This is a genomic window from Rhodopila sp. (genome assembly GCF_035548095.1).
Classification (GTDB): domain Bacteria; phylum Pseudomonadota; class Alphaproteobacteria; order Acetobacterales; family Acetobacteraceae; genus Rhodopila.
In genome coordinates this window covers 274,607-299,535 of sequence record NZ_DASZUV010000001.1, presented here as the reverse complement: position 1 = coordinate 299,535, position 24,929 = coordinate 274,607, and the positions used below count along the sequence as shown (strand labels likewise).

General features: G+C 65.9%; 19 protein-coding genes. 9 read left to right on the top strand and 10 right to left on the bottom strand.

Features of this window, described 5'->3' with window-relative positions; genetic code table 11:
- The first annotated feature begins 44 nt into the window (after positions 1 to 44).
- Positions 45 to 1,187, top strand: coding sequence for an LLM class flavin-dependent oxidoreductase (locus VHC04_RS01290; RefSeq protein ID WP_325677128.1), 1,143 nt, complete (start codon positions 45 to 47; stop codon positions 1,185 to 1,187).
- A 200-nt stretch (positions 1,188 to 1,387) separates the two neighbouring features.
- Here the strand turns inward: VHC04_RS01290 and VHC04_RS01285 are convergent, their stop codons facing one another.
- Positions 1,388 to 1,915, bottom strand: coding sequence for a VOC family protein (locus tag VHC04_RS01285; RefSeq protein WP_325677125.1), 528 nt, complete (start codon positions 1,913 to 1,915; stop codon positions 1,388 to 1,390).
- A 132-nt stretch (positions 1,916 to 2,047) separates the two neighbouring features.
- On the opposite strand from VHC04_RS01285, the gene VHC04_RS01280 reads away from it, so the two are divergent.
- The 3 genes from VHC04_RS01280 to VHC04_RS01270 are packed head-to-tail and all read left to right on the top strand — an operon-like array spanning position 2,048 to position 4,188.
- A complete protein-coding gene (locus tag VHC04_RS01280) occupies positions 2,048 to 2,761 on the top strand; it encodes a glutathione S-transferase family protein (RefSeq protein ID WP_325677120.1) in 714 nt (237 codons plus the stop codon).
- Positions 2,762 to 2,786: 25 nt separating this feature from the next.
- Positions 2,787 to 3,809, top strand: coding sequence for an EF-P lysine aminoacylase EpmA (epmA, locus tag VHC04_RS01275; protein WP_325677118.1), 1,023 nt, complete (start codon positions 2,787 to 2,789; stop codon positions 3,807 to 3,809).
- Between the two features lie 31 nt (positions 3,810 to 3,840).
- On the top strand, positions 3,841 to 4,188 hold the full coding sequence (locus VHC04_RS01270) for a hypothetical protein (protein ID WP_325677116.1): 348 nt from the start codon (positions 3,841 to 3,843) through the stop codon (positions 4,186 to 4,188).
- Positions 4,189 to 4,220: 32 nt separating this feature from the next.
- Here the strand turns inward: VHC04_RS01270 and VHC04_RS01265 are convergent, their stop codons facing one another.
- A complete protein-coding gene (locus VHC04_RS01265; RefSeq protein WP_325677114.1) occupies positions 4,221 to 5,747 on the bottom strand; it encodes a DHA2 family efflux MFS transporter permease subunit in 1,527 nt (508 codons plus the stop codon).
- Between the two features lie 9 nt (positions 5,748 to 5,756).
- Positions 5,757 to 6,848, bottom strand: a complete 1,092-nt coding sequence (locus tag VHC04_RS01260) for an HlyD family secretion protein (protein WP_325677112.1) — start codon at positions 6,846 to 6,848, stop codon at positions 5,757 to 5,759.
- Positions 6,849 to 7,332: 484 nt separating this feature from the next.
- Between VHC04_RS01260 and VHC04_RS01255 the strand changes: the two genes are divergently transcribed.
- On the top strand, positions 7,333 to 7,755 hold the full coding sequence (locus VHC04_RS01255; RefSeq protein ID WP_325677110.1) for a hypothetical protein: 423 nt from the start codon (positions 7,333 to 7,335) through the stop codon (positions 7,753 to 7,755).
- A 206-nt stretch (positions 7,756 to 7,961) separates the two neighbouring features.
- On the opposite strand, the gene VHC04_RS01250 is transcribed toward VHC04_RS01255, so the two are convergent.
- Together VHC04_RS01250 and VHC04_RS01245 are read right to left on the bottom strand one after the other, a co-directional pair.
- On the bottom strand, positions 7,962 to 9,818 hold the full coding sequence (locus VHC04_RS01250) for a TRAP transporter large permease subunit (protein WP_325677108.1): 1,857 nt from the start codon (positions 9,816 to 9,818) through the stop codon (positions 7,962 to 7,964).
- A gap of 18 nt (positions 9,819 to 9,836) precedes the next feature.
- Positions 9,837 to 10,850, bottom strand: a complete 1,014-nt coding sequence (locus VHC04_RS01245; RefSeq protein WP_325677106.1) for a TRAP transporter substrate-binding protein — start codon at positions 10,848 to 10,850, stop codon at positions 9,837 to 9,839.
- Positions 10,851 to 11,161: 311 nt separating this feature from the next.
- On the opposite strand from VHC04_RS01245, the gene VHC04_RS01240 reads away from it, so the two are divergent.
- Positions 11,162 to 12,667, top strand: a complete 1,506-nt coding sequence (locus VHC04_RS01240; RefSeq protein WP_325677104.1) for a tetratricopeptide repeat-containing glycosyltransferase family protein — start codon at positions 11,162 to 11,164, stop codon at positions 12,665 to 12,667.
- Between the two features lie 144 nt (positions 12,668 to 12,811).
- Here VHC04_RS01240 and VHC04_RS01235 read toward each other — a convergent pair whose 3' ends face one another.
- Positions 12,812 to 13,984, bottom strand: coding sequence for an MFS transporter (locus VHC04_RS01235; protein WP_325677103.1), 1,173 nt, complete (start codon positions 13,982 to 13,984; stop codon positions 12,812 to 12,814).
- A 428-nt stretch (positions 13,985 to 14,412) separates the two neighbouring features.
- Here VHC04_RS01235 and VHC04_RS01230 point away from each other — a divergent pair, with 428 nt between their 5' ends.
- On the top strand, positions 14,413 to 16,380 hold the full coding sequence (locus VHC04_RS01230; RefSeq protein ID WP_325677101.1) for a Hint domain-containing protein: 1,968 nt from the start codon (positions 14,413 to 14,415) through the stop codon (positions 16,378 to 16,380).
- A 228-nt stretch (positions 16,381 to 16,608) separates the two neighbouring features.
- Here VHC04_RS01230 and VHC04_RS01225 read toward each other — a convergent pair whose 3' ends face one another.
- Together VHC04_RS01225 and thiL are read right to left on the bottom strand one after the other, a co-directional pair.
- Positions 16,609 to 17,436 carry a nidogen-like domain-containing protein gene (locus tag VHC04_RS01225; protein ID WP_325677098.1) on the bottom strand — a complete coding sequence of 276 codons (828 nt, stop codon included), beginning with the start codon at positions 17,434 to 17,436 and terminating at the stop codon, positions 16,609 to 16,611.
- A 500-nt stretch (positions 17,437 to 17,936) separates the two neighbouring features.
- Entirely contained in the window at positions 17,937 to 18,887 is a 951-nt protein-coding gene (gene thiL / locus VHC04_RS01220; protein WP_325677096.1) for a thiamine-phosphate kinase, read from the bottom strand.
- 198 nt (positions 18,888 to 19,085) lie between these two features.
- Here thiL and VHC04_RS01215 point away from each other — a divergent pair, with 198 nt between their 5' ends.
- Positions 19,086 to 20,612, top strand: coding sequence for a hypothetical protein (locus tag VHC04_RS01215; protein ID WP_325677094.1), 1,527 nt, complete (start codon positions 19,086 to 19,088; stop codon positions 20,610 to 20,612).
- 31 nt (positions 20,613 to 20,643) lie between these two features.
- Complete coding sequence (locus tag VHC04_RS01210) at positions 20,644 to 21,498, top strand: isocitrate lyase/PEP mutase family protein (RefSeq protein ID WP_325677093.1); 855 nt, start codon at positions 20,644 to 20,646, stop codon at positions 21,496 to 21,498.
- On the opposite strand, the gene pdeM is transcribed toward VHC04_RS01210, so the two are convergent.
- Together pdeM and VHC04_RS01200 are read right to left on the bottom strand one after the other, a co-directional pair.
- On the bottom strand, positions 21,446 to 22,189 hold the full coding sequence (gene pdeM / locus VHC04_RS01205) for a ligase-associated DNA damage response endonuclease PdeM (RefSeq protein WP_325677091.1): 744 nt from the start codon (positions 22,187 to 22,189) through the stop codon (positions 21,446 to 21,448). The two genes, VHC04_RS01210 and pdeM, sit on opposite strands and share 53 nt — an antisense overlap.
- A complete protein-coding gene (locus VHC04_RS01200) occupies positions 22,186 to 24,774 on the bottom strand; it encodes a ligase-associated DNA damage response DEXH box helicase (protein ID WP_325677089.1) in 2,589 nt (862 codons plus the stop codon). The genes pdeM and VHC04_RS01200 overlap by 4 nt, the downstream gene beginning before the upstream one ends.
- Between the last annotated feature and the right edge of the window lie 155 nt (positions 24,775 to 24,929).

The window sequence follows — 24,929 nt, the reverse complement described above, 5'->3', positions numbered from 1 at the left end:
GCGGTCACGCCGACCCTGCCATGCTCAAGGACGGGAGAACGCCCATGAAAGTCGGAACAGCCCTCAGTATCCTGGCCCAGCCCGGCCGCCCGGACGTGGCGCTTTTCAATGAGCACATGCAGCTCGGTGATCTGGCGGAGCCGCTGGGATTCGACTCGCTGTTTGCGCTGGAGCATCATTTCACCGGCTATTCGATGTCCCCGGCGCCGCTGCAATTGCTGAGCTACTACGCCGGCCGGACCCGGCGGATCACCCTGGGCACCTGCGTGATCGTGCTGCCCTGGCACGACCCGATCCGGGTGGCGGAGCAGATTGCATTGCTGGATGTCATCAGCGGCGGGCGCACTCTGATGGGTTTCGGCCGCGGCGCCGCCAGCATCGAATATGCCGGCTTCCGCATCCCGATGGAGGAGGCTCGGCCTCGCTTCGTGGAGGCAGCCCAGCTCATCATCGCGGCGCTGGCGAACGAGTCCTTCGAATGGAATGGCCAGTTCTACAAGATCCCGCGCGTGTCGATCCGTCCGCGCCCGATCTCCCGGCCACAGGAACGCTTCTATGCCTCCGCCGTCAGTCCGGAATCCGCGGAAGTGATGGCGAAGCTGGGCTTCGGCATGCTGGTGATCATGCAGAACGAATGGGCCAAGGCGGCCGAGGATGTCCTGAACTATCGCCAGATGGTCCGCCGGCTTGGCCACACGCCGCGGCCGCCGATCATCCTGACCAACGTCGCCTGCACCCCGACCCGCGACGAAGCACGCGACTGGGCGCTGCGCTATCTGAGCGAGAAATGGGATTCCATCGACAACCACTACCATTTCTCCGATGGCCATCTGGGATCGGTGAAAGGCTATGAGTCGTACGGCAAGCTGGCGAAGACCTATACCAAGATGAAGGATGAGAGTTTCCGGGCGAAAGCGACGGACTTCTATGTCAGTATCCAGGTGGTCGGCACGCCGGATGACTGTATCCAGCAGATCGCGGAGCTGCGGCGGTTGACCGGGACGGATCACCTCGTCACCGAATTCTCCTTCGGCAGCATGCCGCACCACCTGGCGGAGCTGAACATGCGCCTGTTCGCCGACAAGGTCATGCCGGTGCTGCAACGCGATGCGGCTTTCCTGGGCGACGTTGACCCGGAAGCGCAACACTCTACGGCCGGCGACGAACGGTTGTTCGCCCCGGCGTGACAGGGAGTGATACCGACGGCCATTGGGGACTGACACCCGGCAGCATCGATGCCGACCGTTCCGCCGCTCCCATCGTCCACCGCTTCGCCGAAGGCCAGGTCAGAGACAGGGCTTTCGGTGACAAGACCGCGGGCATCGGGCTTCGCCCGGCACGGCAGCAGGGCTGCATCGGCGGCGGCGGCCCTTGACGGCCGACGGTATCAGACGGTCTCGGCGACCTTCCGGGATGCCTGGGCCCGGCGGGCCGCCTCGCGGCGGGCATCGAACTTCGCCAGGCGCCGCCTGGGGTTCGGATGGACCTCGTTTTCCGGCTCGCCCGGCCGCTTCTGTGAACCGGCCCAGCCATGCGCGGCGATGTCGAAGATGATGCCCGACAGGTCCGTGTGCTTCACCTCATACCCGTCGGGATTGTTCGGATCGCCCATGATCCAGGTGGCGCCGCTGTTGCGCACATGCTTGCCGGTGGCGACCACATCATCGACCCAGAAGCCGATATGGTGCAGCCCGACGAAATCCTTGCCGGTGCCCTGGGATGCCTCGTCGGACTTGAAATGCAGGATCGCCAGATTCACCACGCCGTCGGTCAGGAACACGCCTTCCGCTAGCTCGCCGTCGATCTCGGCGACCTCTTCCAGCCCGAGTGCCTCCTGGTAGAAAGCGGCGGTTTCCCATGGATCGGCGACGCTCAGCGCAACGTGACGCAGGCGGCCCTTGGGCTTGTCGGTCATCTTCGTTTGCTCCCTTGCGGTCTTCCGGCCCGACATCACAGCCGAACCGGGGACCGGCCGCAAGGTGGGCTGGCTTTGCCGAGGGTTCGCCGCCATGCGATACTCTCGCCATCCACGCAGAAGGATGGTGCGATGATCACGCTGTACGGCATGGGCAGCCCGAATGTTGTCAAGGTGTATATCGCGCTGGAGGAACTGGCGCTTCCGTATGAGGTAAAGCCGGTCGATGTCTTCACCGGCAAGCAGTTCGATGCCGAATTCCTGAAGCTGAACCCGAACGCCAAGGTGCCGGTGATCGTGGATCCGGACGGACCCGGCGGCAAGCCGTATACCTGTTTCGAATCCGGTGCGATCCTGCTGTATCTGGCGGACAAGACCGGCAAGCTGCTGCCGGCTGACAAGGCGGCCAGGTTCGATGCCATCCAGTGGCTGATGACGCAGATGTCCACGGTCGGGCCGATGTTCGGCCAGTTCGTACACTTCATGCGGTTTGCGCCGGCTGGAAATGATTATTCCAAGAGCCGCTATTTCACCCAGGCCTATCGCGTCAGCGAGGTGATTGACCGGCGCCTGGCGGCCAACGCCTATCTGGGCGGTGGCGAATACGGCATCGCCGACATCGCCACCTTTCCCTGGCTGCGGAATATTCCGGCCTTCATGGGGGCCGACGTTGCCGCGAAACTCCCCAACGTGGCGCGCTGGGTGAAGACGATCGACGACCGTCCGGCGGTCAGGAAGGCGTTGGCCGCGGTCGATGCGGTCAGGGCGCGGACCACCGCCTTCGACAAGGCGCAGCCCCAGGACCTGGACAAGATGTTCGGCCGCGGCCAGTTCGCCGCCGCGTAACGAACGCCGCCTGACGATTGCCGCGATGGCGCTGCCCGTCTGGCATCCCGAAAGCCTCGCCGCGCGGCGCCCCTTCCTGACGCGCCGCGCGGTTCTGACCCGGGAAACTCGTCGCTTCTTCGCCGATCGCGGTTACACCGAGGTGGAAACGCCCTATGCGGTGCCGGCACCGGGAGAGGAGGTGCATCTGAGGCCCTTCGCGACGCGCCGGACCTTTCCGGACGGGCGGATGGAACCGCTCTGGCTGCACACCAGTCCCGAATTCGCGATGAAACGGCTGCTAGTGGCGGGTGCCGGTCCGATCTTCCAGTTCGCCCGCGTCTGGCGCAACGGGGAAGCCGGCGCCACCCATGCTCCCGAATTTACCATGCTGGAATGGTACCGTCCTGGCTTCGGCCTGGACGCGCTGATCGCCGAGACGACGGAACTGCTGCGTGCCGTGCTGCCGCCGGTGGTCACCTGCCGGGGTGTGCGCACCGAGTTGTCGCGAGTGGAATGCCTGACCGTCGCCGACGCGTTCGCCCGCCATGCCGGTGCCGACCTGCTGGCGATCGGTGAGGACGCGCCCGCGCTCGCCGCGGCGGCCGGCACCAGGCTGCGCGACGGTGAGACCTGGGAAGACCTGTTCTTCCGCCTGTTGCTGGAGCGGATCGAGCCGCATCTGGGCCGTGACCATCCGACGTTCCTCACACACTGGCCCGCGGCGCAGGCGGCGCTGGCCCGTCGCGATCCGGCCGACCCGCGCGTCGCGGAACGGTTCGAACTGTTCGTCTGCGGCATCGAGGTGGCCAATGCCTTCGTCGAGTTGACCGACGCCGCCGAGCAGCGCGCACGGTTCGAGCAGGACCGCGCGCGGCGCCATGCCATGGCCGACCCCGCAGGCGAACCGGATTGGCCGATAGATGAGGATTTCCTGGCGGCCCTGGCCTTCGGGATGCCGCCGTCGGCAGGGATCGCGCTGGGCTTCGACCGGCTGGCGATGATTGCCGGGGGAGCCGACCGCATCGGCCAGGTTTTGTGGCTGCCGCCCGCCGACCTGATGATATAGTCCGCCGGGAGCCGAAACACCGGAGAAGACGATGCGCCGCCTGGGTCTACCGTTGCTGCTCATTGTGCTGGGCGGCTGCACGGATACGCTGGCCGTGAGACAGGCGCAGTTGAATGCATTCGTAGGCCGCTCGGAACTGGAGCTGGTGCAGGCGATGGGCGTCCCGACCCAGACATTTGAAACCGGTGGCGTGCGCTTCCTATCGTATCAGCAGTCCCAGACGCAGGTGATCCCGGCCTCGCCATGGTACTGGGGCGGACCGTTTCCGGGCTTCTATGGCGGTTTCCCGCCACAGCTCGTCACCTGGTCCTGCGACACCACCTTCACGGTGGTCGACAAGCGGGTGACCGGGTTCACCATGCGGGGCAATGGCTGCTGACGGCGCCATCCCGCCGTCGGTCCGCGCCGCCCTCATTCCATCACCGCGTGCTCGGCCTTCGCGCCGCCAGTCGCCTGCGGCCGGCGCATCAGCGGCAGCAACAGCAGCATCGGCAGCGCCGTCAGCATCATCAGCTTCCAGTCGTTGTTGTAGGCGATGATCTGGGCCTGCTGGTTGATCATCGCGTCCAGCACCTGCGCGCCATAGGAGGTGGTGGGCATCAGCGGGGCGGCCGCGCCTTCGAATGCGCGGTTCAGCGGCGTGATGTAGCCGGCCAGCACCGAATGCTCGATCTGCCCGGTCCGCGCCACCAGCGCGCTGGTGACGGAAATGCCGATCGCGCTGCCGACATTGCGCACCAGGCTGAGCAGGGCGGTGCCCTCGGTTCGCAGCGCCGGCTCCAGCGTGGCAAAGGCGATCACCTGCAACGGCACGAAGACCAGGCCCAGGCCGGCCCCTTGCAGCATCGTATTGATGATGACGGAGACGTCGTCGACCGCCGGCGTCCAGCCGGTCATGCGGTAAAGGCTGTATGCCAGGACCAGGATGCCGGCCGCCATCAGCGCACGCGGGTCCACCTTGTTCGACAGCCGGCCCGCGACCAGCATCGCCATCATGGTGCCGACGCCGCGCGGCGCCATCGCCAGGCCGGCGGTCGCCACCGGATAGTCGGCCAGGTTCTGCAGCCAGGGGGCCAGCAGCGCGGACACCGCCAGCAGCACCATGCCGACCGCGAACATCACCAGCAGGCCGGCGGTCAGGTTGCGGTCCTTGAAGACGCGGGGGGTGATGAATGGTCGTTCCGCCGTCATCATGTGAACGATGAACAGGTAGAACCCCACCGCCGCCGCCGTCGCCTCCAGAATGATCTCGGTCGATCCGAACCAGTCCTTGGTTTCGCCGCGGTCCAGCATCAATTGCAGGCCGCCGATACCCAGCGCCAGGGCACCGAAGCCTACCCAGTCGAACTTGCGGTAGGATGGTTCCGTATTCGGCAGGAACGCCGCCATACCGGCAGTGGCCAGCACGCCGAAGGGCAGGTTCACGAAGAACACCCAGCGCCAGTTGTACAGCTCAGTCAGATAACCGCCCAAGGTCGGACCCAGGATCGGCCCGACCATCACGCCCATGCCCCAGGCCGCCATCGCCGACCCGCGCTTTTCAGGCGGATAGATGTTCAGCATCGTCGACTGCGACAGTGGCACCAGCGCCGCGCCGAACACACCCTGCAACAGGCGGAATGCCACCATCTCGGGCAACGAGCCGGCAATGCCGCACAGCATCGATGCCGCGGTGAAGCCGATCATGGAGATCAGGTACAGCCGCTTCAGCCCAAACCGGGCCGACAGCCAGCCGACCGGCGCCGTCATGATGGCGGCGGCGGTGATGTAGGAGGTCAGCACCCAGGTGATCTGATCGGAACTGGCTGACAGGCTGCCCTGCATATAGGGCAGCGCCACATTCGCGATCGTCGAGTCCAGCGACTGCATCAGCGTCGCCATCATCGCGCACACCGTGATCAGGCCGCGATAGGGGACCGGCTGGGTTTCGCCTTCCATGACGCGGTCCTAGAACAGGTCGCTCAAATGACGGACATGGCCGGTATCGATGTCCACCTCGGCGCTCATGCCCGCGCGCAGCGGCGGATCGTCCGCCTTGATATCGAGCCGCACGCGCACCGGAATCCGCTGCACCACCTTTACCCAGTTGCCCGACGAATTCTGCGCCGGAAGCAGGGAGAAGTTCTGGTCTGTCGCCGGCGCGATATCTTCGACCACGCCGTGCCAGACATGGCCGGGATACAGGTCGAAGCTGACATCGACCGGATCGTTCTTATGGGCGTAGGTGAGCTGTGTCTCCTTGGGTTCGGCCTCCACCCACACATGGTCGGTCGATACGAAGCCGAAAGCGGCGATGCCGGCCGGCAGGTACATGCCGGGCTGCAGCTTGTTCACCTGCGTAACAATACCATTGTATGGCGCCCGGACCACCGAATGGCTCAGTTCGCGCGCCGCCTCGTTCACCTGCGCCTGCGCCTGCCTGACGCTCGGGGCGTCCTGCGGCGCCAGGTCCGGATTGTTATCAAGCTTCGCCAGGATCGCGCGTGCCTTGGCCTCGGCCGCGCTCACGGCTTCCTGATCCGCCGTCAGCTTGTAATGCGCGTCGTCGGTGGCCTGCTGGGTGACGGCGTGCGCCTTCACCAGGGCGGCGAACCGGTCGTAGGTGAGCTGATCGGCGATCACCTGCTGCTGCTTCGCCCGAGCGTCCCGCAAGGCGGCCTGATAGTCGGCTTTCATGGACTCGACGGCCAGCCGAGCCTGTGCGAGGTTGGCCGACGCATTCTGCAAGGCGATCTGGAATTTCAGCGGATCCAGGCGGAACAGCACGGTACCCTGCTTCACGTCCTGGCCCTCGTGCACCGGGATGTCGGCGACCACGCCGGATACGTCGGTGGACAGGGTCAGGCTGTCCGCCTGGACATAGGCGTCATCGGTGTCGACCCAGCGGCCGCCCGACAGCCACCATATGCCGCCGGCGACCGCGACCGCCAGAACGCCGCCCACCATCAGCAGCCAGCGCAGCCGGGTTCGCTGCGCCCTGGTCATGCCGGTGCGTTGGGAGTCCACATTGGGTTGGTATGCGGTGGAAGAATGCGACATTGGGGATTCCGGCAGCCAAACGAAGTTTGAACGAGGTTGAAGCGGGGCGGGAGGAGCGAGGTCGTTGGGGGCAAGGTTGATATCGATGGTGATGATAAGCTAGCTTATTGTATTGGCCGTTCAACTAGCCCAAGCATGCGTTCCCACATGATCTCAACTGCGCCGGATGCGTGGTGGCTCACGGAAGCGTGCATGGCATTTCTGTGCGATGTCTGCCTTGCCGCGGCTTGGTGTCTTGCCAGGAAACGTCGCCCGGTCAGCGAGCCGACGCTGGGCCGGGACGCCCTGGTCGGAGCAGAAACGGTGTGTGTTGTAAGGTTTCCACAGTGTGTGTTTAATCCCACACCCGATGGCTTCCTTGCCTTGACGGCCCGAAACGGTTTCTGCATAGGCTAGGCAGCCGTTGAATTTGGCGGCAGAACGGTCTGGTCTAGCTTGCGCTCCGCAGGCTAAACGGAGGGAATAGCAGATGAATGTCAGAACGATGAGTGCGAAGATAGCTGTTATCGCTCTCTCCGCAGCCGCATCCTTTTCGCTGCCCGCGATGGCGAAGATCGAAAAGCATCCGACCCCGCAAACCCAGCTCTACGCGTTCCACACCCGCCCGGCCTCTGGCTGCCCTGGGCTGGACTGGCATGTGACCGTCGATCCCAACAAGGCGATCAGTGGCTTCGTCGCCTGGGACCGTATGCAGCACATGGCTCGCCTGGATGGCCAGATCGAGCGGGATAACACCTTCAAGGTCAATGCCCAGGAAGTGGGTGGCACCGGCAAGACCGCCGTCATCACCGGCCGCTACGGCGGCAATTATCTGGCGATCGCGATCTCCGGCACCGGCACCCCCTGCGACGACGTCATCCTGAACGTTCCGCGTGCGGGCGGTGGCCTGGGTGGCGGTGGGGGCTAGTCCTCCGTCCCCACGATCGACCGATCGGGTATGAAAGGCCCGGGCCTGATTGGCTGAAAAGCCGGTCGGGTCCGGGCCTTTCCTGTTGCGGCTATCGCACTGCTTGCAGCTATCGCACTGCTGCGGCAGGCGGAATGAGTGGCCACGGCTTCGGTCCCGGCCTGCCACACCGAGTTGCCACACGGACCCGCCACAGCGGGCTGGCGTTACGACAGGAAGCCGATGCTGAACCACGGCACCACGGCGACGATGATTAGGCCCGCCAGCACGGCCAGCAGATAGGGCCAGATGCGTCGCATTGCCGCGTCGGGTGACACCCGACCGATCGCGCAAGCAGCGTAGTAGCCCACGCCGAAGGGCGGGGCGAACAGGCCGATCCCCATCGCCAGGATCACCACCATGGCGTAATGCACCTCATGGATGCCGGCCGCGCGTGCCGACGGGAACAGCAGCGGTCCGAACAGCACGATGGCCGGAATTCCCTCCAGCACGCTGCCCAGCACGATGAAGGCCACGACCGACACCGCCATGAAGCCGATGGCGCCGCCCGGCATCGACGCCATCGTCGCGGCCAACTGGCGGGAAAAGCCCGACTGGGTCAGCGCCCAGGCCATGGCCGTCGCGGTGCCGATGATCAGCAGGATCGCGCCCGACAGCGCCGCCGTCTCCACCAGCATCGGATACAGCCGGCGCAGCGGGAATTGCCGATAGATCAGCAGCCCGGCGACCGCGCTGTAGACGATGCCGATGGTGGACACTTCGGTGGCGGTCGCGATGCCCTCGATCACCGCCGTGCGGATGATCACCGGCAATATCAGCGCCGGCAGCGCCACCACGAAGGCCTTACCGATCGTGCCCCAGGGCGGGCGGCGGATGCCGCCCAGGTTCTCCGCGCCACTACGCCAGCGGGAGATGACCGCCAGCGCGATGGCCAGCACCAGCGCCGGCAGCAGACCGCCGGTGAACAGCGCGGCGATCGAAACGCCGGTGACGGAGCCGATCGTGATCAGCACGAGAGAGGGCGGGATCGTCTCGCTCATCGCCCCCGAGGCCGCCAGCAGCGACACCAGCTCGCCCTCATGCATGCCGCGCCGTTTCATTTCGGGGAACAGCACCGGCGCGACCGCGGCCATGTCGGCTGCCTTGGCGCCGGAGATGCCGGATACCAGGTACATCGCGCCCAGCAGCACATAGGACAGGCCGCCGCGGATATGGCCCAGCCAGGCGGCCAGGAAACCGACCATGGCCTTGGCCATGCCGGTCATCTCGATCAGCAATCCCAGGAACACGAATAGCGGCACCGCCAGCAGGATCAGGCTGCTCATGCCCTCATCCATGCGGGACACGACGATGGTCAGCGGCGTCCGGGTCAGCACCGCCAGATAGGCCAGGGTCGCCAGGCCGAAGGCGAAGCCGATCGGCACCGACAGCAACACCGCCGCGCCCAGCAGCACGACGAAAAACAGCACGAGATTCAGGTTGCCCAGCGTCTTCAGCGCCGGTGCGCCGAGTTTCAGGGCGAGACCCAGGACGACGACGACCAGCAGGCCGAACAGGGCGTCCTTCCACGACAGGCGCAGCAGGCGGCTGAGCGCGGTCAGCACCATCAGCGCGCAACCCGCCGGCACCGCCAGCACGCGCCACGTGTCGTGCAGGCCCAGCGCGGGGGTTTCGATGAACCACTGGTCCGACGCGTAGTCGATGGCCGGCAGCAGCACCATGGCCAGGAACACCGCCACCCCCAGGGTGGCCAGCGCCTCGGCCCGGTCCCGCGCGGCGGGGGAGAAACCGGCAACGATGGCGGTCAGCCGCATGTGCTGCCCGCGTTGCAGCGCAATCACACTGCCCAGCATCGCCAGCCACAGGAACAGGATCGACGCCAGCTCGTCGGTCCAGATCAACGGTGCGTGGAACACGTAGCGGGCCATGACACCGGCGAACAGCACCACGATCTCCGCCACCACCAGCAGGGCGGCGGGGATCTCGGCGATCAGGCGGAGCACCCTCTCCGCCAGTCCGGCAAACTGCCCGGATGCCGGTTCGATGGCGACGCCGCCGGCCATGTCAGGTTCCGGTGCCGGTCAGGACAGGGTGCCGACCTGGGATTCCAGGATGCCCCAGGCCTCGTCACCGAACTTCTTCTTCCAGTCGGCATAGAAGCCGGCCTTCTTCAGCGCGTCGCGGAAAGCTGGCTTGTCGACGTCCTCGAATACCAGGCCCTTGGTCTTCAGATCGGTGGCGACGGACTCGTTCAGTTTGGCAATGTCCGCCCGCTCATCCAGCGCCGACTGGTTCAGCTCCTTCGCGATGATCGCCTGCGCGTCCGGCGGCAGGGCGGTGAAGCCACGCTTGTTGGCCAGCATCCAGAACCCGTCCCACATGTGGCTGGTCATGGAGACGTAGCGCTGTACTTCATATAGCTTGGCAATCTGGATCAGGGTCAGCGGGTTTTCCTGGCCCTCGGCGATCTTGGTCTGCAGGGCGGAATAGACTTCGGCGAAATTGATGCTGATCGGCGACGCGCCAAGCGCGGTGAACATCGAGGTCCAGAGCGGTGAGACCGGCACCCGGATCTTGAAACCCTTGAGGTCCTCGGGCGCCTTGATCGGCCGGGTCGAGGAGGTGATCTGGCGGAAGCCGTTGTCCCAGATCCGATCCATGGCGACCAGGCCGCGCTTGTCGATTTCGCCGCGCACATGCGCGCCCAGCTTGCCGTCCATTGCGGTCCAGACCGTGTCGTAATCCTTGAAGGCGAAGCCGACGCCGTTGATCGCCGCGACCGGTACCAGGGTCGACAGGATCAGTCCCGACAGGGTGAAGAAGTCGATCGCGCCGGTCCGCAACTGCGACAGCATGTCGGTATCGCTGCCCAGCTGATTGTTGGGAAACACCTGGATGTCGACGGTGCCGTTAGTCGCCTTCTTGATCCGCTCCGCCGCCTCTTGCTGACGGACGGTCTGCGGGTGCGTTACCGGCGAGTTGTTCGCCAGCTTCAACGTGAAATCCGCAGCTCTGGATGGTTTTGCGCTGATCGCGAACAGGGGCAGGGCGGCGGTGCCCGTCGCCAGAATGGCGCGGCGAGACAGCTTCGGCATGAACGTTTCCCACATTTCTGATGGGGCGGAACATACGCGGCGGCGGTGCCGCCGCAAGATGTGCATCGATTGGCTGCCTCGCTTCCGGCGCATGGAGCCGCCTGGCCATGGCAGATCTGGTGTGCGGGATCGGTCAGTCGGCGGTCCTGTGGATGACACAATTTAAGGTTGAATTTTCTATTGACGTATTCGGCAATATTTCCTATATCGCTGTTGTTCACGTTCTGTATCCACCTTGCCACTCCTATCCATCCGCGCCGCGTTCAGGCCATGCTGCCGGCCTGAAGGCAGGCCATTTCATCAGAGGTTGTATGATCCGAGAACCTGTCCATTCAGAAGACGCTGTCGCCCTCCATACGTTCGGCTTTGAGCTGCATCGTCAGGGGCGGGTGACCGAGGCGGAGGCGTTTTATCGCCGAGCGCTGCACCTGGAGCCGGATTTCGTAACGGCATGGATGAATCTGGGGCTCGCGCATGTCGAGCTGGGCAGCTACGATTCCGCCGAGGAGTGCGAGCGTGAGGCGCTGCGGCTCGACCCCGACCAGCCGGACGCGCATAACCAGCTGGGCATGATCCACTACAAGCGCGGCCGTCTGGCCGAGGCGGAGAATTGTTTCCGCTCCGCGCTGCGGCTTGACCCGGCTCACGCGAATGCAACCCTCAACCTGGGGTCTGTGCGCCAGGTCTTCGATCATCCCGAGGAGGCGGAAGGCCTGTTTCGCCGCGCGATCGCGCTAGGCGTCAATGCGGCGCATGCGCACAGCAATCTGGCGTTGTGCCTGATGGAGCAGGTGCGGCCGGTAGAGGCCGAGGCAATGTGCCGCGAGGCGCTGCGGGAGAGGCCGAACTACCCCGAGGCGAAGGCCAACCTCGCGCTGGCGCTGATGATGATGGGCAGGCTGAAGGAAGGATGGGACTATTACGAGACCCGCTGGGAGGTGGAGGGCAGAAACCGCCCGGTGCCGAAGCTGGATACCCCGCGCTGGACGGGTCAGCCGTTGAACGGGGAGACGGTGTTGCTGTTCGCGGAACAGGGGTTCGGCGACACGCTGCAGTTCTGCCGCTATGCACCGATGGTCGCCGCCCGCGGCGGGCGAGTCGTGCTGGTGGTGCCGCGCGCGCTGCGTCGCCTGCTGATGACGCTGGACGGCGTGTCGGTACTACTGGCCGAGGACGACGATACCATGCCGGGGTTTGACTACCATTGTCCGTTGCTGAGCCTGCCTTATGCGTTCGGGACCGAACTCGATACAATTCCGGCGGCGGTACCGTACCTGAAGGCAGATTCGCATGCCTGGCGGCCGTTTCTCGGCTCGCTGCCGGGGCTGAAGGTCGGGCTGGTCTGGGCCGGCCGGTCGCGTACGGACCAGCCGCACGCCGTGGCCCTGGACAAGCGCCGCTCGATGCACCTGTTCGACATGGCGGCGTTGTTCGACGTGCCCGGAGTCAGCTTCGTGTCGCTGCAACTGGGCCCGCCGGCGCGCCAGATGCGCTGTCTGCCGGAGGACGTACTGCTGCACGACGTGTCCGCTCGGATCGCCGACTGGGCGGACACGGCGGACCTGATCGCCGGGCTGGACCTGGTGATCGCGGTCGATACCGCGGTGGCGCATCTGGCCGGTGCGCTGGGCAAGCCGGTGTGGATGCTGAACCGTTACGATTCCTGCTGGCGCTGGTTCGTTGGCCGCGAGGACACGCCGTGGTATCCGACGATGCGCATCTTCCGGCAGAAGGCGCGCAATGACTGGACCGGGGTGATCGCCGAGGTCCATGCCACCTTGTCCGCGTACGCCAGCCGGGCTGGCGCGGGCGGCTGACCCCGCGGCGGGAGGGCAGCCTACTCTCCTGATATCATCCGGCACGACGTTTGCCCTATCGTGACCCCCGTCGTCATGGCGACGTATCCTCCGGCAGCCGCCTGCGGGGCTCAGGCGCCGGACCGCCTGGCTCCGCGGCCGGTATCAGGCCCGGGCGACGGCTGGCCGGGGTTTCGCCGCCCAGTGCCAGAGAACGACGACGGCGGCGATCGCGACCGGTGGCAGCGCGGTCAGGTTCAGCGCGTCCCATCCATACAATGCCTGGATGGCTCCTGACGTGACGGCGGTGCCGGCGACGCTGCCGAAAACGATGAAGTCGTGGGTCGCCTGCACGCGCACACGCTCCTCGGGCAGATAGGCGGTCGTCAGCAAGGTGGTGCCGCCGACGAACATGAAGTTCCAGCCAACGCCGAGCAGCCCCAGCGCGATCATGAAGGTGCTGAACAGCGGGGCAAGATACAGGTTGACGGCGACGCAGCCCAGGATCAGCGCTGCCCCGACCAGGATGATCCGATGCACGCCGACGCGCTGGATCAGCCGTCCGGTAACGAAGCCCGGGGCATACATGGAGATCGAGTGGGCTCGGATCACGTCGGCGCTGGCGGCGACGCCGAAGCCGCACAGCATCATCTCCAGCGGCGTGGAGGCCATGACGAGGTTCATCGCCCCATAGCCGGCCAGCGAGCTGACCACCGCCGCGACGAAATTCGGTCGGCCGACGATCGCCTTGAACGGCACTTTAACGCCGATGGTCCGCGTGGTCGGCGGCACCTCGACGAAGGCCAGCAACACCATGGTCAACACCGGCAGTACCGGCAGGTACAGGTAGGTCGCCAGGAACGGATAGTCTGGGATCAACGCGTTGGTGCGCTTGACCATTTCGGGCCCAACGACCGCCGCGATGAGGCCGCCGGCGAGGACCAGGGAGATGGCCCTGGCCTTGGCCTCGGGCGTGGCGACTTCCGACGCGGCGAAGCGCAGGTGCTGGGCGATGCCGAAGCCGAGGCCGGCCGGGATCGCCCCGGCGCAATACAGCGGAAAGTTGCGCAAGTAGACACCGGCGGCGAAGGTCAGACTGCCGCTCATCATGATGGCGCAGGCCAGCCAGAAGCCGCCCCGCCGGCCAAGCCGCGGGAAGGCATAGCCAGCGACGATCGAGGCGCCCATGACGGCTACCATCTGGATGGCCATCGGAAGCGTGTTCAAGGCGCTGCCGGACAGATGATAGCCGACCAGGGACGCCATGATCGTCTGGCCGGACATTACGGCATTGGTCAGCGCCTGGCAGACGAACAGCAGCCACACGTTGCGGTTCATGGTGCCCTTGGACCTCCCGGAACCATGACCGTAACCCGAATATGGCCGGACGCAAGTGCGGCGGCGTTTATTTTATTAACCGTCAATATATCTATTGATTCATGTCAAAGACAACGGTATGGCGGCAGCCGATCATTCCCAAGCGTGGTGGCGGGTCCGGCCGGGTCTGCCTGCCCTTGCATGGTCAAACGTATCATTCGTGAGTCTCTAACCACCTATAGAGACTTCCGATCTGTAACCAAACAATACATCACTCCCGATCTGTCGCACGAATATGGGGGATAAGTGCGGTTTTTGCCGCCGTATCTGGAAATATTTGTTGACGAAAGGTAGCGTCTTTCGGGTAAGTGGTGTCTAGGAAATGTGCCTCACGCGTTAGTGAGCGGACACCGGGAGCGACGATGGGAACGTATTCATGGCATACCGCGGTGAGCGGTCTCTGGAGCACGTCGGGGGACTGGTATCCGGTCGGCATTCCCGGATCTGGCAGCAGTGGCGATACCGTCACCATCGGTGCGAGTGGCGCTGCCTACACAGTCACATACGACTACGTTCCGCAGTACAGCCTCAGCCAGCTGCTCATCAACAGCTCCTACGCCACGCTGTCCTTTGCCTCGAATGAGACCCTGACGGTTACCGGCCAGACCTCGGTACGGGCGGGGACGCTCGACCTTGAGGCGGCGGGGGACGTTTTCAACACCGGCAGCCTCTACTCGTCGAGCGGTTCGCTCATCATGCTCGGGGCCGGCGACGTGGTCGGCTACTCCGCTGCGACAATCGGCGGGGTGGTCAACATCACCGGCACCACAAGTTTCGGCACGTCAGGCAACAACATCGCCCTGTCCGGCACCATCGAGGTGACGGGGGGTACCGGGACGGTCAACTTCTCCGGCCTCAACAACAGTACCAGCGGCGGTTGGTTCTATGCCAATGGTGCCACGATGGTCATCGCCGGTTCGCTGGCCAACGCGGCGGTCCACAACGTCCTTTCCGACTCATCGTCGTCGATCTTCCGCCTGACCGGCTCGCTGTATTACGGCAGCAGCATCATCGTTAATTTCCAGGGGACACACGGCGAGTTCGAGTACCAGAATACCCAGGATGACCACATCACGTTCAACGTCAGTGGCCTGAACGCCGGTGGCTCCACGATCACGCCGACCAACTTCATCCACCTGACAGATTCGTCCAGCATCACGATCGCATCGGGTGGAACGGGAACCAGTGCCGCGGGCAGCGTCATCCTGTCGAACGGCGATACACTCTCCCTCTCAGGCATCACCGGCTACGGCGCTCTCGGCTGGAAGGCCGTGGCCAAGGCCGATGCCTCCGGCGGTACCGACATCTTCCTGGCGGTGATCTGCTACGCCGCCGGCACGCATATTCGCACCCAGGATGGCGACAAGCGCGTCGAGGACATCGCCGAGGGCGATCTGGTCATCGCCGTAGCTGGCGGGGCTCCGGCCGTTCGTCCAGTCCGCTGGGTCGGCCGCCGCCGCATCGACCTGACCGCGCATCCACGGCCAGATGCCGTCGCGCCGATCCGCATCGCCCGCGGCGCGGTGGCCGAGAACGTGCCGGCTCGTGACCTGTTCGTCTCCCCCGACCACGCGATTCACCTGGACGGCAAGCTGATCTGCGCCCGCCAGCTGGTGAACGGCTCGACGATCCGGCAGGAGCAGGGCTGGACCTCGGTGGAATATTTCCACATCGAGCTGGACTCGCATGACATCCTGCTGGCCGAGGGGTTGGCGGCGGAAAGTTACCTGGACACCGGCAACCGGGGCTTCTTCATCAATGGCGACGCGCCGCTGGTGCTGCATCCGACGCTGCTGAGCGAGGCTGACGTCCCGACCCGCGAAGCCCGCTCTTGCGCGCCGTTCGTCTGGCAGGACGCGGATGTGCGTCCGGTATGGGCCCGCTTGGCGGCGCGTGCCGCGGAACTGGGCGCGCCGGTGGCAGAGCTGGAGACGACGACCGAACCGGCGCTGATCGTGATGGCCAACGGCAAGGTGCTGCGCCGGATGGCAACGGTCGAAGGCCGTCACCAGTTCGTGCTGCCCGCCGGGGTCAATGAGGTGCGCGTGGTATCGCGCGCGGCTGCCCCGAACGATATCCACCCCTGGACGGAAGACCGCCGCCGCCTGGGCGTCTATGTCGAACGGGTCGTGCTGCGCGGCCACAACCACGTGCAGGAAGTGCCGCTGGACCATCCGACCCTGCACCAAGGCTGGTGGGCGGTGGAGCGTGACGGCCAGGAACTGCGCCGCTGGACCAGCGGCGACGCCGTTCTGCCGCTGCCGGTGATGCAGGGACCGGTGGTGCTGGAAATCGCCGCGACCAGCTCCGGCATGTCCTACCCGGTCGACGTCGGCCCCGCGTGCCGCGCCGCCTGAGCGGTGCCGTCCGATCCGCTGGAAATGGCTCCCAGCCGCAACGGCTTATCCCATGCTTTTCGACGGCCTCGACCACCCGGACCCGCAAATCCGATGATAACGGATTAGAGAGATCTCAGCCTGATTGGAACCGCGTGCTGATCCTTGGGCTGAGAATGGTGCTCGTGAAATAGAAGCTGGAGCGTATCCGGTCATCCCGGACACGCTCCAGCTCGTTATAACGGGTTTTCAGCGCGCGCCGCGGCGGCCACGCTTCCGGAATACGCCGATGCCGGCCACGCCTGCACTCAGCAACGCCAGTGTGGCAGGCTCCGGTACGCTGGTGGACGGTGGTGGCGTTACGATGCCATTGCGGACTTCAAACAGATACTGCCCTGGAACGCCGTCATTGGTTCCGACATTCAGGGCATATGGACCACCGTCGATGAACGAGCCGGGCACCAATGAACCGGGGAGCTCATCATAAGTGCCAGCCGCGCCGGTGCCGGTCGCATAGCCGACCGCGGCCGAGACGCCACCCAAGCCGTCGCTGCCGCCGCTGGCATCGCCGGTTTCCCACTGAATCGAGCCGTAGTTGTAGTAGATGTCGAAGTTGCCGGCGCCGGTGTCTGAGCGATCGACCAGGATTACCTGGAATGTGTCAGTCTTGTCGGTGTGCGCACCGTAGTATCCGACATTGTTCCAGGTCACGCCGAAGGCGGAGAAGCCAGCGTACGTGCCGGTTCCATAGGTGGTCGTGCCGATGCCGCGTGTGTCGACGTCGGCATAGAACGGAGCGATGATCGGTTGCCCATTGTAAGAGGCAGAGAGGCCTGTCGGTGTGTAGAAGCCTTGTCCGGAATTGAAGGTCACATAGCCGTTGTTGCTGACATAAGTGTCCGTGTAGGTCGTTCCGAAGAAGTTGGCACTGAAGCCGAGGGACACGGCACCCGTGTAACAGTCATCGCACACGGGAACGGAAGAGGTATCGAAACCCGATGCGATCGGGTTGGCGAATGCAGCGGGTGCAAGCACACTCGACATCGCGGTGGCAAAAAGGAGCCGCCTCAGTTTCATCTTTATTCCTCTCTCTTCTAGGCGTAGTCGCATGGGACGCTCTGATACAAATAGAGAGCATGGGCTACTATTTGTGTCATAATGACCATAAGCAGAATTCATGCCAGGGAGGAAATTGTATATTTTTCAGTGAGATGCACGCCAATTGACAAAAGGCCGGGTGGGACCTGTAAAGTATGGCGACTATCTTATGTAACTGAGCCGACGGCTCAAGGTAGCTCTATGTGCTGGATCAACGCACCCCACTCAACGGGGAGTTGAGGGGTCGCCTGTCGATTTGCTCAAAAATCGCGCTCCAGCTGTCGAATCCAAGCAGGTTGTTCATCCGATCGAATGGGTTTGGTGGTTGATGCCGCTTGGGTACGGCTGGTGTTGTAGGCTGTGATCCATCGGCACAGACCACAGCTTGAGCGTTGTAGGCCTGTCGGTACGGCACGAAGTTCGACATGCCCGATTCCAACCAATCAGCATGGATTGGGGTACCTCAATCCGACAGCCTGCTAGAAATGGCTCCAGCCGCGACGGGTGAGAGCCATTTCACGACCGTCCGACCGCCGCACGGTCACCTCGGCTGGTCCGTTCATCAACCGGCCGATCCGGGTCACCGCGATTCCGGCATCCTGGGCCGCCACCCGCAATGCCGTGGACCGTGCGGGCGGAACCGCCAACAGCAGCTCATAATCGTCCCCGCCGGTCAGGCAGGTGGCCAGCCACGGCTCTCCGGCCGCGCGCGCGGGCGCTGACCGCGGCACCGAATCGGCGTCAATTTCCGCCGCCAGATCGCTGGCGCGACAGATATGCCCCAGATCCTGAACCAGGCCGTCGGAGATATCCATGCCGGCCGACGCCACGCCCGCAATCGCCAGGCCGACGCGTGGCCGCGGCAGGCGGTATCGCTCCAGCAAATACCCGCTGAAATCGCTCAGCCGCCCGGTGGCAACCGCCAGGCCCAGCGCGCCGTCCCCTATCGTGCCGGTGACCCATATCTCATCCCCCGCGCTGGCGCCGAAGCGGTGCACCGCCGTGCCGGGCGCCACGTGGCCGATGATCGTCAGTGACAGAGACAACGGGCCCGGCGTCGATGTCGTGTCGCCGCCCAGCAGCGTCACGCGGTAAGTCGCCTGATCCTCCGCCAGGCCGGAGGCGAACCCCGCGAACCAGGTATCCGCCGTGTCTCTGGGTGCCGATACCGTCAGCAGATAGGCGAGCGGAACCGCGCCCTTGGCAGCCAGGTCGGACAGGTTTACCCGCAGCAGCTTGCGCGCGACCAGATCGGGCGGATCGTCCGGAAGAAAGTGCACCCCGCCCACCATCGCGTCTGCCGTCAGCACAAGGTCCCGGCCCGGCGGCGGCTGCAGTACCGCCGCGTCGTCGCGCAGTTCCAGCGCGCCTGGCCCGGCAAGCGGCCGGAAATGCCGAGAGATCAGGTCGAATTCGGCTGGCAGGGGCATCCGAGCCTCGTTGATGATGATCGGGCTGTTTACTGCAAGCATCCATAGCAGTGCAGGGAAGGGATCGCGGTACCCGTTCTGCCGGCTTGCCGCCAGCCATGAGCCGGGTGATCCCGTCCCACCGGTCGCCGGCGGCCGCTTATTTACGCCGTCTCCGGTCGCAAGGCAGCTCGAAACCGGCTATCTCCGCAGCCCGCGATGACATCCGTTCCACCCGCCCGCGACCGGCTTTGGTTGGCTGCGCTGAGCGCCCTTTGCCTGGTCCTCCTGGCACCCCTCCTGGTGGTCGATATGCCGCCGCTGGTCGACTATCCCAACCATCTGGCGCGCATCCTGGTTCTGGCCAGTTTGCCTGACGATCCGGCGATGGCCCGTTTTTACGCGGCGCAGTGGGCGATCATCCCCAACCTCGCCCTGGACCTTGCCGGGCCGCCATTGCTGCGCGTGCTGCCCGTTCATGATGCCGGACGAGTCCTGATCGGCGTCGCCATCCTGCTGCCGGCCGTCGGGGCCATCGCCTATGGCACCATGCTGGGCGGGCGATGGTGGCCCCTAGGGGTGGCGCTGGTTGCCTATAACCGGACGTTGCTGGAAGGCTTTCTCAACTTCAACCTCTCGGTCGGGCTGGCTTTGCTGCTGGCGGCGGCGTGGCTTCGCTGGCGGCGCCATGCCGTCATCACCACCGCCCTGGTGGCGGTGGGCGCTGTGGCCCTGTTCGCCTGCCATCTGATGGGGCTCGTGCTGTTTGCGATCCTCCTGGGTGCCCAGGAATCCGTGCGCCTGCTGCGACTTCCCCTGACATGTCGGACATTGCTGCCGGCGGCGGCGCGTCTGCTGGCGATCTTTACCGTGCCAGTTCTGTTGTACGGCCTGTCGCCGCTGCACGGCATGGGTGGGGAACCCGTCTACCTCGACCTCGGCGGCAAGGTTGCCCAGTTGACCGCCGCGTTCACCAATTATGTCGACACGCTGGACGTAGTCACCGCCTGCGCCGTCCTCGCGGTGCCGTTGACCGCCCTGATATTGGGGCGGGGGCGGCTGGCGCCGCCGGTGGCGCTGGCGATGTCGGTCCTGTTGGCCGGCTACCTGATGGCGCCATATGCCTGGAAGGGTACCCAGCAGATCGACACCCGTTTCGCCATCATGCTGGGTTTCCTGCTGTTCGCCGGGTTCGTCCCGCTTCGCTGGCCGCGCTGGTGCGGCATTGCGGCGGCGGCGGTGCTGAGCGGCCTGTTGCTGTTCCGCACGAGTGTGGTCGCGACGGCATGGACGCAGCACCGTGACGACCTGGCGGATATCCGCGCGGCGCTGGCACCGGTGCACCCGGGCCAGGCTGTCTTCGTCGCGATGGCGCGTCCGGACGATCCGGCTGCGTATCAACGTGCCGGCCCGTGGTCGCGCCGCCTGTCCGGCGGTATCGTGACGCCGACCCATCTGGGTGCGCTGACGCTGATCGAGCACCGCGCCTGGTGGCCCTTCGCGTTCGACAATCCGGAACAGCAGCCGATCCGCACGCTGGACCCGTATCGCGGCATGGCCTTGCGGATCGGCGACCTGCCCGACCAGGATGGTCTCGCCCGGGCGGATCTGTGCGGCTTCGACGTGGTCCTGCTGCTGCAGGCGGACGGCACGCGGCTGCTCCCCGATCCGCGGCTGCTCCCCCTGGCCGGGCAGGGATTCGCGCGATCCTATGCCGTGCGTGACTGCCACGCGGCCGAGCCGTAGGCTGGCGCGAATAACCGGGAGGTCCTGTCCAATGCGTTCCACCAGCAGGCTTCGCGACAGGCTGCGCCAGCCGGGCATGCTGATCGCCCCTGGCGCCTATGACGGGCTGACCGCGATGCTGGTCGCCCAGGCCGGATTTGCCGCTGTCTACATGACCGGCGCCGGCACCTCGGTCGCGCACGGCTATCCGGATTTCGGGCTGCTCACCGAGACCGAAATGGTCACCAACGCCGCGCGGATGACGCGCGCGGTGGACATCCCGCTGATCGCCGATGCCGACACCGGCTACGGCAATGAGCTGAACGTGTTTCGCACCGTCCGCGACCATGAGGCCGCCGGCGTCGCTGGTATCCATATCGAGGACCAGGTCTCGCCCAAGCGCTGCGGCCATCTGGACGACAAGGAAATCGTGCCGCGCGAGGACTGGATCGCCAAGCTGCGCGCCGCCGCCGCCGCTCGGCGGGATCCTGATTTCCTGATCATCGCCCGGACCGACAGCCGAGCGGTGGCGGGGTTCGAGGAGGCGGTGAGCCGCGCCAATGAGGCGCTGGCGAACGGCGCCGACATGGCCTTCGTGGAAGCGCCGCAGACGTCGGAGGAGATCGCCGCGGTGCCGAAGCTGGTGCGCGGGCCGTGCCTGCTGAACGTGGTCTGGGGCGGCAAATCCCCGGCGGTCGATCTTCAGGCGGCCGAGGCGATGGGGTTCAAGCTGGCGATTGTGCCCGGGTTGCTGTTCAAGGCGGTGATCGGCGCCTGTGACGCGGCGTTGGCGGCGCTGAAGGGACAACACGCGCATCCCGAACCCGCCGGCCGCATGACCGTGCGCGATGCCTTCAACCGCGTTGGCGCGCGGGAGTGGGAGGCGCTGCGGACCCGGTTCCGGTGACACCTGCCACCCTGACAGCGGCGCCGTGGCTGATCTGAAAGCTGAACAATCGATCCTTGCCCAGAAGGAACGCCCGCCCGCCGCGCGGGAACAGGCGCCGGATTGCCGGGTCGTGCACATCCAGCCCGCCGGTATAGGCGCCGAAGGCCGGCATCATCAGCCGCCGTCCGTCGGATACGAAGCATGGGCGGCTGATGGCGCCGGCGCGGGCCTGGATCGTTGCCTTCGGATGGTGATGCCCGACGATCTCCCCCACGCCGGCCGCCACGATCGCCTGGTGGCGAAAGGTCATCGGCCCGACCGCATATTCGGTGACCGCCTCGCCGCCAATGCCCGCCGGAGGGGCGGGGTCGTGATTGCCCAGCACCCAGACCAACCGGTGCGTCTTTGTCATGGACCGCAGCCGCTGCGCCTCCGTGTCCGGCAGGCGCGCCGACCCGTCACTGTCATGGAACGAATCGCCCAGCGCGATGACCGTCTCGGGCGACCAGCGGCGCAGCAGCAGGGCCAGGCGGTCCAGCGTGACATGCGTGTCCCAGGGCGGCAGCAGCACGCCATGGCGGGCCAGCGAGGTTCCCTTTTCCAGGTGCAGGTCGGATACCGCCAGCAGCCGCATCGCCGGCCAGAACAGCACGCCCATGGGATCGAGCATCAGGCGCTCGCCGGCGATATGCAGCGGCGCGGCGGTCAATGGAACAGGTCCGGCTGGCCGGTTGGCTTTGCGCGGGATGACGCCGGGCGCGGCGCCGGGCGTTTCGGTAGCCAGGTGCGTTTCGCACCGGTGGGGCTCTGGCCGCCGGACCGGCGCGCGGCATTGGGACGGTGAATGGCAGGCACATGGGTGGTCGCGGGGGCAGGCGGCTCCGCCTCGCCGGTGGCTTCGGCGATGATCGCCTCGGCCTCGGCCAACAGCGCGTCCTCGTCCTCGCCGGTGCGCACGCTCTCGCGGCCGATTTCCAGCAGCACCGGCACGGCCAGCGGCGACACGCGGGAGAGCACCATGTGCGTGATATGTCCTTTCACCCGCGCCAGCATGCCGGCGATACGGCCGACATCAATCAGCCCGCCGGCGGCGTCGGCGCGCGTGGCCCGCAGCAGGATGTGGTCCGGCTGATGGCGGCGCAACACCTCATAGATCAGGTCGCTGTTCACCGTCACCTGCTTGCGGGTCTTCTCCGCCCCCGGGTGATGGCGCTGGATCAGCCCCGCGATCACTGCGACATTCCGGAAAGTCCGCTTCAGCATGGAACTGTCGGCCAGCCAGGTCTCCAGGTCATCGCCCAGCATGTCCTGGTCGAACAAGGCGGCAATGCCGGTGGGGCGGTTGACCGACCAGATGCCCAGCACATAGTCGGTCGCGACGAAACCCAGCGGCGCCATGCCCGCCCGCTCCATGCGCCTGGTGATCAGCATGCCCAGGGTCTGGTGGGCGTTGCGGCCCTCGAAGCAATAGGCCACCAGGTACCAGCGATCGCCGCGCGGAAATGTTTCCACCAGCAGGTCGTCGCGGCCGGGCAGCAGCGACACGCCTCGTTGCAGCCGCAACCACTCCCGCACCTGCTCGGGGAACAGGTCCCATTTGTCGGGGTTCTGCAACAAGCCGCGCACCCGGTCGGCCAGGTTGGTGGTCAGCGGCATCCGTCCGCCTTCATAGGCCGGCACCATCGGCTCGCCGTCACCGCCTTCCAGGCACTCGACGGCGTTTTCGCGAAGCCGGACGAAGGACAGCAGCCGGCCGGCGAACATGAAGGTGTCGCCGGGGCGGAGCATGGTGACGAAATATTCCTCGATCTCGCCCAGCACCGGTCCGCCCATGCCGCCGCGCCGTCCCACCAGCCGAACCTCCACCAGCGGCGCCTCGACGATGGTGCCGATGTTCATGCGGTGCAGCGCCGTGACGCGGGCGCCACGGACATGCATCCGGCCCTCGCTGTCGCGGAACAGCTTTCGCCACTGCTCATAGGCCCGAAGCGCGTAGCCGCCATGCTCGACGAAGGCCAGCACGTCGTCGAAATCTTTGCGCGGCAACGCGGCATAGGGGGCGGCCGTCGTGATTTCCGTATAGACATCGTCGGGCAGGAACGGGGCGCTGCACGCCAACCCCAGCAGGTGCTGCGCCAGCACGTCCAACCCGCCGGGGCGAGGCGGGTCCCCGTCCAGCTCCCGCGCGGCGACGCCGAGCATGGCGGCCTCGCATTCCAGCACCTCGAACCGGTTGGCGGGCACCAGGATCGCCCGCGACGCCTCATCCATCCGGTGGTTCGCCCGGCCGACCCGCTGCAGCAGGCGGGAGACTCCCTTCGGCGCGCCAACCTGGACGACCTGATCGACGCCGCCCCAGTCGATGCCCAGGTCCAGCGACGAGGTCGCTACCACCGCCCTCAGGGAGCCGGCGGCCATTGCGGCTTCCACCTTGCGGCGCTGCTCGACCTCCAGGGAGCCGTGGTGCAACGCGATCGGCAGCGTCGGATCATTCAGCTTCCACAACGCCTGGAACATCAGCTCCGCCTGCGCCCGCGTGTTGACGAAGACGATCGTCATCCCAGCCGCCCGGATCATGTCCATGACCTGGGGTGCGGCCTCCAGCCCCATATGGCCGGCCCAGGACAGGCGTCCCTCCGGCAGCGTCAGTGATAGTGCCGGCGGCGCGCCGTCGGCCACCTCGATGCGGCGGGGCGCGCCGACATAGGCCTGGATCGCGTCCGGGTGCGCAACGGTGGCGGACAGGCCGACGCAACGCGCGGCGGGGGCGAGGCGGCGGAGGCGGGCGACGCCCAGGGCAAGCTGGTCACCGCGCTTGGTGCCGGCCAGCGCGTGTACCTCGTCCATGACGATGCAGCGCAGGGAGGCGAACAGGGCGGGCGCGTCCGGCAGCGACAGCAGCACGGCGAGGCTTTCCGGCGTGGTCAGCAGGATATGCGGCGGGGTTGCCCGCTGGCGGGCGCGGCGGTTGGCGGGGGTGTCGCCATGGCGCGCCTCGATGGTGATGGGCAGTGCCATGTCGCGGACGGGCCGGGTCAGGTTCCGGGCGATGTCGGTGGCAAGCGCCTTCAGCGGGGAGACATACAGCGTGTGCAAGCCCGGATGACCGCCGCTGGCCAGCTCGATGAGGGAGGGCAGGAACCCGGCGAGCGTCTTGCCACCCCCGGTGGGGGCGATCAGCAGGACGCTGTCACCGGTGGAGCCGGCATTCAGCATGGCAAGCTGATGCGGCCGGGGCGTCCAGCCCTGGGCGGCGAACCAGGTCTGGAACGGTTCCGGTAATGTTCCTGACATGCGGGAAGATGTAAGCCGGAGTCGATCCGGGGGCAAGCGGCTTGTCAGGCCTGATCCGTGCCGCGATGCCGCGCGATCACTGCATCCGGCGACATCGTGCCGGTTGCGCATGTGACGGCCGGCCGAGTCTCCGCCATACTCGTCGCAACGACTCA